General features: G+C 33.7%; 4 protein-coding genes and 3 pseudogenes. 1 reads left to right on the top strand and 6 read right to left on the bottom strand.

Annotation, left to right across the window (positions count from 1 at the left end; genetic code table 11):
* Positions 1 to 310: 310 nt before the first annotated feature.
* Positions 311 to 595: pseudogene (locus tag ACQKNR_RS29075) on the top strand (fascin domain-containing protein); the annotation flags it as partial.
* 423 nt (positions 596 to 1,018) lie between these two features.
* Here ACQKNR_RS29075 and ACQKNR_RS29070 read toward each other — a convergent pair.
* The 6 genes and pseudogenes from ACQKNR_RS29070 to ACQKNR_RS29045 all read right to left on the bottom strand — a co-directional run.
* Positions 1,019 to 1,285, bottom strand: a pseudogene (locus ACQKNR_RS29070) (MFS transporter); the annotation flags it as partial.
* A 193-nt stretch (positions 1,286 to 1,478) separates the two neighbouring features.
* Positions 1,479 to 2,861, bottom strand: coding sequence for an alpha/beta hydrolase family protein (locus ACQKNR_RS29065; RefSeq protein WP_427322715.1), 1,383 nt, complete (start codon positions 2,859 to 2,861; stop codon positions 1,479 to 1,481).
* A gap of 627 nt (positions 2,862 to 3,488) precedes the next feature.
* Complete coding sequence (locus tag ACQKNR_RS29060) at positions 3,489 to 3,863, bottom strand: hypothetical protein (protein WP_427322713.1); 375 nt, start codon at positions 3,861 to 3,863, stop codon at positions 3,489 to 3,491.
* An 842-nt stretch (positions 3,864 to 4,705) separates the two neighbouring features.
* A pseudogene (locus tag ACQKNR_RS29055) lies at positions 4,706 to 5,154 on the bottom strand (SDR family oxidoreductase); the annotation flags it as partial.
* Positions 5,155 to 5,391: 237 nt separating this feature from the next.
* Positions 5,392 to 5,559, bottom strand: a complete 168-nt coding sequence (locus ACQKNR_RS29050; RefSeq protein ID WP_427322711.1) for a hypothetical protein — start codon at positions 5,557 to 5,559, stop codon at positions 5,392 to 5,394.
* 3 nt (positions 5,560 to 5,562) lie between these two features.
* Complete coding sequence (locus tag ACQKNR_RS29045) at positions 5,563 to 5,994, bottom strand: MarR family winged helix-turn-helix transcriptional regulator (protein WP_427322709.1); 432 nt, start codon at positions 5,992 to 5,994, stop codon at positions 5,563 to 5,565.
* Between the last annotated feature and the right edge of the window lie 255 nt (positions 5,995 to 6,249).

Below are 6,249 nucleotides of genomic sequence, written 5' to 3'. Positions count from 1 at the left end.
GAACAGCAGCTATTTTTTCCTCCGCAGTAAATTTGGTCATAAAAAAACACCTCCAATTGTTAGTTAGTGTCCAACAATTGGGGTGCAGTTCAATTCAAGATTCCGTCTTTTCTTTTATATAAAGAATAGTAATCAAGTTCAGTTACAATAGAAAACAAGACTTTTAGGGAATAGCTTAGAAAGTATTTTGAGGGTTTAAATAAATGTGGTTGCAATTGTTAAAACCTTTACAGTTAAATAACTTTTATGAATTTTTTTGTGAGATTCCAACCTTTAAATATTGAAATTTATTTACTTATTTCGCCAATAGGAGAAATTCGAATTAATTCCGACTGGGGAATTATATACGTACGCTTTAAAAGCAAAAAGTAATGGGAAGTATGTTTCGTTTGAGCCAAATGGTAGAGTAGTAGCAGATCGTACATCAATTGGCGCATGGGAAAAATTTATTTTATATAATGGTGGAGACAATAGGATATATGTATTACAAGCACTTAGTAATGGTAGATTTATATCAGCTAATAGTGGTAGAGAATTAACAGCTAATAGTTATGTAGCTGGAAGCTGGGAAAGATTTGTTATTCTATACTTCTAAATTTTGAAGTGTTATATATCTAAATGATAATGGGATGTTTAGTTAGTATGAATGCCTAACACAATAAAGTGTTAAGTACTTAATACAAGTGTATATTAACGTGCAAAAAGGGCTTCAAGTAATTGACAATCCTTTTTGTATGTTAAATAAGGACTTGCTGAGGATATAATGAGAAGAAAAAGAACCCTATAGGGTTCTTTTTCAAGGCATATTAACAGTAAGGAGAATCATGAAATGCTACTTCAAATCTTTATTAGGGGAAAGATTTTGAAAAAGCTTAACATACATCTATTTTTACATAAATGTAATATATAGTAAATTGATAATATTTATACTTACTATTACTAATATTCAATTAAGATAGTTAACACTGTTTGTATAGTATTAATGAACGTTTAATGCAGTATACATTTAGAAATCTAATAATAGGACAATAGATAAGAGTACGAGCACAATTGATACATTAGTCATTGAAAAAATATTGCCTTTATCGGCCAATGTACCAATAGTAGGTGTTAAGAAAGCACCAGCTATTGCGACAAAGCCAAACAATGAAATTTTATGATTTGAGAAATGTAATGGCTCAGATTGTAATAAAATTGGAATGATTGTCCGGTAAAGACTAAATATTGCAAATAAACATGCGTGATAAAAAGATCTTTGTTGTAAAGGAGAAGTATCTAGTGGTAGCTAATGGAATAAGGAATCAAAAAAATTCGCTAAGGGGGTACTTCAAAACCTTAGCATTGAGTCGTTGTGACGAGACTTCTCCATGGAAATATAAAATGAGAATAATAGATATGTCTGTATAACTTGGATGAAATCACTAGTAGCAAAAAAAACATCACGCAATAATGATTGCATGATGGCTTTTGTTGTTTTCTTATTTCTTTGTCTCATTGACCCATGTAACGATGTCCTGGATGACATATGCGGGAACATTGGCAGGGACTTCGTATTCACTAGGATGACTCAAGCCCCCGTCTCCCTCCGTAAAAAGGTGATTCAATTTCGGATACTCTTTGAACTGAACATTACTGCGGTTTGAAAGTCCTTCTTGCCATCTAGTAAACTCATCTTTTACTGTTACTTGATAATCGCGTGCGCCTTGCAGAATCAGTAAAGGCTCTTTTCGTGATTTTGCTTCCTCAACTGGGCGCCAACGAGTCACATCATACATGAAATGTGGAGAAGGATAATTATAACCAGCTGGTGGGTGATCTGGATCAAAAGTAGGATCCTCAATATAGGAGAATTGCTTTTTTAGTTCATCGATAAATTCCTTTGGCGCCCCGAGGTACTGATACTGATCAATGAGCATGTCAGTAAAAGGACGTGCTGGTGGTGCCATTAAAATACTTCCTCTAACTAATGAAGATGGTGCTTTGCTTAGTATACGAGGCATCGCACCACCCCCTTGGCTATGTCCGAGAATAAAAATGTTATCCGTATCAATGTCTTCCTGCTGTGCTGCTGATTTTGCTGCATATAGGGCATCTTCTGTTGTATCACGGTCTAACGTAGCAGGTTCTGCACTCATCTTTAAAGTGTGTTCTAAAGAGCGTTTTTCATAGCGTAACACTGCAATCCCGTTGGATGAAAGCCCCGCTGTAAGGTCTCTGAAGATTTTTGTTCCCATAAATGTACTATCACGATCATGCATACCAGAACCGTGAACAAGAACAACAACAGGCACCTTTTCGCCAGGCTTATGTTTTGGAACTGTTAATGTAGCTGGTAACGGGTATGTAGAATTTCCAATGACGATTTCACGTTCTTGATAGGAATCAGGTTGATCATAGCTAGGATGCGGGATGTTATAAGATTTCTGGGGCGTCTTTACCCCAACTTCATCTACTTTCCCGCCAGGTGTGAATTTAAGGAGTAGTGGAATAGTAGTGCCTTCAATAACTCCTGGAATTTCAACAGTCTGATGGACCAAGTTTCGCTCTTTTATTACAGGTGTTCCCATGCTTTTTATCCCGCTTCCGCCACTTTGTGTCCACCAGTTTTGTAATGTGTTTGCAGTAAACTTTGACTGAAAAGCAGCAGAAGTTAACTGTAGTGCATCTGCATATTTTCCTTGCTGGAGATACTCAAAAAATAATGTCGTACGCTCGGTTAAAGAGATTTGTTTCTTTTGTGTAGATTGCTCCTCCTGTGTATCCGCATGAATGGTTGTTGAAATCGGGAAAGATGAAATTCCTAAAGAAAAGAGTAGGGTAAAGGAAAGTGCTGATTTTTGTATGTTCCGTTTTTTTATCATGTTTTAACCTCCAAAATGTGATAGTAAGAAAAGGGATGGTAATTAGTGGAATGTATCTCTTGGAGTTTCGGTACATGAGAGAGGGAATCCTGCATATGTATAAAAAATTGTGATCGTAAAATCAGAGATGAAATATTCGTATAGATTATTAAGAGCCACACTATCACTAAAAAATGAACCTTATTTCAAAAAACGGTCCAATTTCTTTATGATGTAGGGGAAGAAAAGCAATAAGAGCGGGAGGAGTAAGATGAAGAAATTTTTGCAGGTGATTTTTACAGTATGTATCGCTTTTACATTGCTAAAGAGGCAGTGGATTGATGAATATCAATATTCAATATTGAATAATGAATGTAAGGATGCTACATAATTATCAAATTTAGAAAAAGTAAGTTGGGTGCAAATCAAAATACTATAAAAAAGACACTACAAGAGTGTCTTTTTTTTGAAAATACTCTATAATTAACTTTGGGGAAGGTAATGTTAGAGTATTCGATTAGCATTATCTTTATATTTGATAAACCATGAAATTGAAAGATTTTGTGGTTTATTTTTTTGAACAATAGATATTACAGTATTGGCAGTGCGCTATTGATTATAAGCATTTGGAGAGATCGGATTAAAATTCTAACATCGAATAACGGTTCCAGAATATAGCGTTGCGAAATGATCTCCCATATCCCAAACGGTATTTGCCTGTATATAGCCCTTAAAGCCTTCTGAAGAATAATAAATCTCTTTTGGTATACTTTCTTTAGATTGGAAATGTGCTTTAGAGTATTTTACGTAATGGTTTTTAATAACTTTTGATTCAGGAACAATAGTGTTTTTTTGTTCCAGTGATTGTGTGGCACTAGAAGATGGTGCAAATTTGACAGTGTCTTGGTAATTATAATCTAAGGTGTCAGCTTGTACACTGTGTGACGAAATAAAGACGCTTAAACTACTTCCCGCAATTAATGTTGCAAATGCTAATTTTGAGAATTTTGTTAATCTACTCATTCTATATTCTCCTTTTCATTATTTTGTAAGGTATCTCCTTACACCTCACAGTCTATATCCACTACAAAAGGGTGTACATACATATTGATAGACAAATTTCTACAAAATACCTCATGTTTTGGCGTTTATGTATAATAATCCAATGTCTAATTATTTATCAAAAGTAAAAAGGTAGGTCTTATATAAAAGAAAATAAATAATTTATGCAGAGCTTGTATATAAAATTATTGTTTAAATATTCTAAAATGAGTTGATAAAGATGCTGGATTGTTTTTTAGAAAACAAATGATTCCTTATGTGAAATTTGGGAGATTAATTCTCTTTTTGAGTTTATTTCCTTGAGAGCATCCAATCGTTGGACATCTAGGGGGGGAACACCCCGAAGTAACGCTCAGGGAGACGAAAGGTTGCTTTCGTCTTGGAACTGAGAAGCTCCCACTTCAAGCTTTGCTAAGTGGCGAGTAGTTCACAAAGTTTCTTCGTACCTTCTATTGCTCTCTTTAAAGGGAGAATAAAAAATCCTCCCAATTAAATTTGCCAGGATTAGTCGTTATATTATTTATACTCAAATAAGCTATTTTATTAAATAGTGTTACTTTCTTATGGAAAATAGGATTAGTTAATCATCTTCCATCCATCATCTTTGCTGTCATTAATAGTAATATTGTAGTATGGTAATGCTGCATTAGTAAACGAGATGATTTAACTTAGTAACAATCACTAATATTGTAGCAAATATTTTAATATATACTTTCCATGTATATACTACATTTTCGAGATACTGAGCGGTTACAACATACATAAAGACACTCAATACGGCAACTATAAACCCTTTACTTCATTTAACTTCGTAAAAATCCACCTTCTGAGTTCATAACTTGACCAGTAATCCACTTTGCATCGTCACTAGCAAGAAATGCCACTATGCACGCTGCATCTTCCGGCATACAATACGCCCCATTAAAAATTTAGGCAAAAGGTGTTTTCTAATTTCATCTGTCATCCACGTTGAATCTGTTGGTCCTGGGTTTACCGCATTAATCGTAATTCCTAAAGGAGCAAGTTCCGCTGATAGAGACTTAGTAAAAGCTGCAATTGCTCCTTTTGTTGCAGCATATGCTAATTCCCCAAGCATTGGCCCTAATTCTTGTCCGGATGCCATATTAATAATTCTTCCTTCATCTATATTCGAGTTCTCAAAACGGCGAGCAAATTCCGCACAAAGAAGAAAAGTTGCTCTCATATTAACTACATAATGGTTATCAAGTATTTGAGCATCTAAATTTGCATATCCAGCTGCTTAATTCAAAAAAGTGAAATCCGTTAGGGTTTATTTCGTATGCAAATCTTTCAATCACTTACACTTATCCTTTAGAAAAAAGAAATAATCTCGCCTAAAATTGACTTTGCATAAGCTTAGCTTGATAGCGATGGGGATGTAACATATAAAAAAGCTTAATTTCAAACTATAATGGCTAGAAATTGAGCTTAAATTCATATTGTAAATCCGTATAATCCTGATTTGATGCTACCCTTTAGTTATCTTTTTAGCTTGTTGACTCAACATAATTGTAATTGCTGACGCTGTAACAATGCCTGTAATCAAGCATTTATACATATCTTTAAAGATTAAACCAAGTATTACACCCATAATTACACCTAAACCCAAGATAGAAATTCGATTCCTTTGATCCATATATTATTCCTCCATTTTTTTTAACAATATATTAACTTTGTGAAGTGCAAAATTTAAATCTGTTTGTTCTTCATCATTTAGTTTCATTAAATTTTCACTGAAATTTTGATAGATTTTAGTCCATTTTTGATTTATAACTTCCTTACCTGTTGGCGTTAATGAAATTAAGAAGGCTCGCTTATCTTTGGTATCAGGAACTTTTTCAATATATCCTCTAATTTCTAAATCCTTGATAATCTTTGTTAGTTGTTGCTTTGCTATATCTAAACCAATACTAATGTCTTTAATATTTATTGCTCTTTGCTGCATGTATACAAATTCAATTACATGGTTCTGTATATGTGATAACTTAGTGAAATTTTTGTTTAAGTCTCTAAAACTGTTAAAAATATTTGGTATCAAAGCAATGTATTCTTTAGCAATTCTTTCAATCATTGAAAAACCTCCTTTAGTAAACATTTTATTACTAAAAAGAGGTTAAATCAATATAAATAAATAAGTATAGTAAAAATTAGTTTACTTTTTGAGGAGTTTCATACATAAGTTAGTTTTTTGATGAACATGTCTTTTGTATTGTATATTTTATATATAAGAAGTTAAGTCGGGTAAGCGAGGGGCATCACTGCCCCTAACTCCCCTAAGAACCGTACGTGACAGTTTCCCATCATACGGCTCAAGCCTTCTTTTTAT

It is taken from the genome of Bacillus sp. NPDC094077 (assembly GCF_050279465.1).
Lineage (GTDB): Bacteria > Bacillota > Bacilli > Bacillales > Bacillaceae_G > Bacillus_A.
This window is presented reverse-complemented; position numbering and strand designations above follow the sequence as displayed.

What these genes read in the sequence shown, in the direction of transcription:
- ACQKNR_RS29065 (WP_427322715.1), bottom strand. Translation starts at nt 2,861, where the DNA reads ATGATAAAAAAACGGAACATACAAAAATCAGCACTTTCCTTTACCCTA.
- ACQKNR_RS29060 (WP_427322713.1), bottom strand. Translation starts at nt 3,863, where the DNA reads ATGAGTAGATTAACAAAATTCTCAAAATTAGCATTTGCAACATTAATT.
- ACQKNR_RS29050 (WP_427322711.1), bottom strand. Translation starts at nt 5,559, where the DNA reads ATGGATCAAAGGAATCGAATTTCTATCTTGGGTTTAGGTGTAATTATG.
- ACQKNR_RS29045 (WP_427322709.1), bottom strand. Translation starts at nt 5,994, where the DNA reads ATGATTGAAAGAATTGCTAAAGAATACATTGCTTTGATACCAAATATT.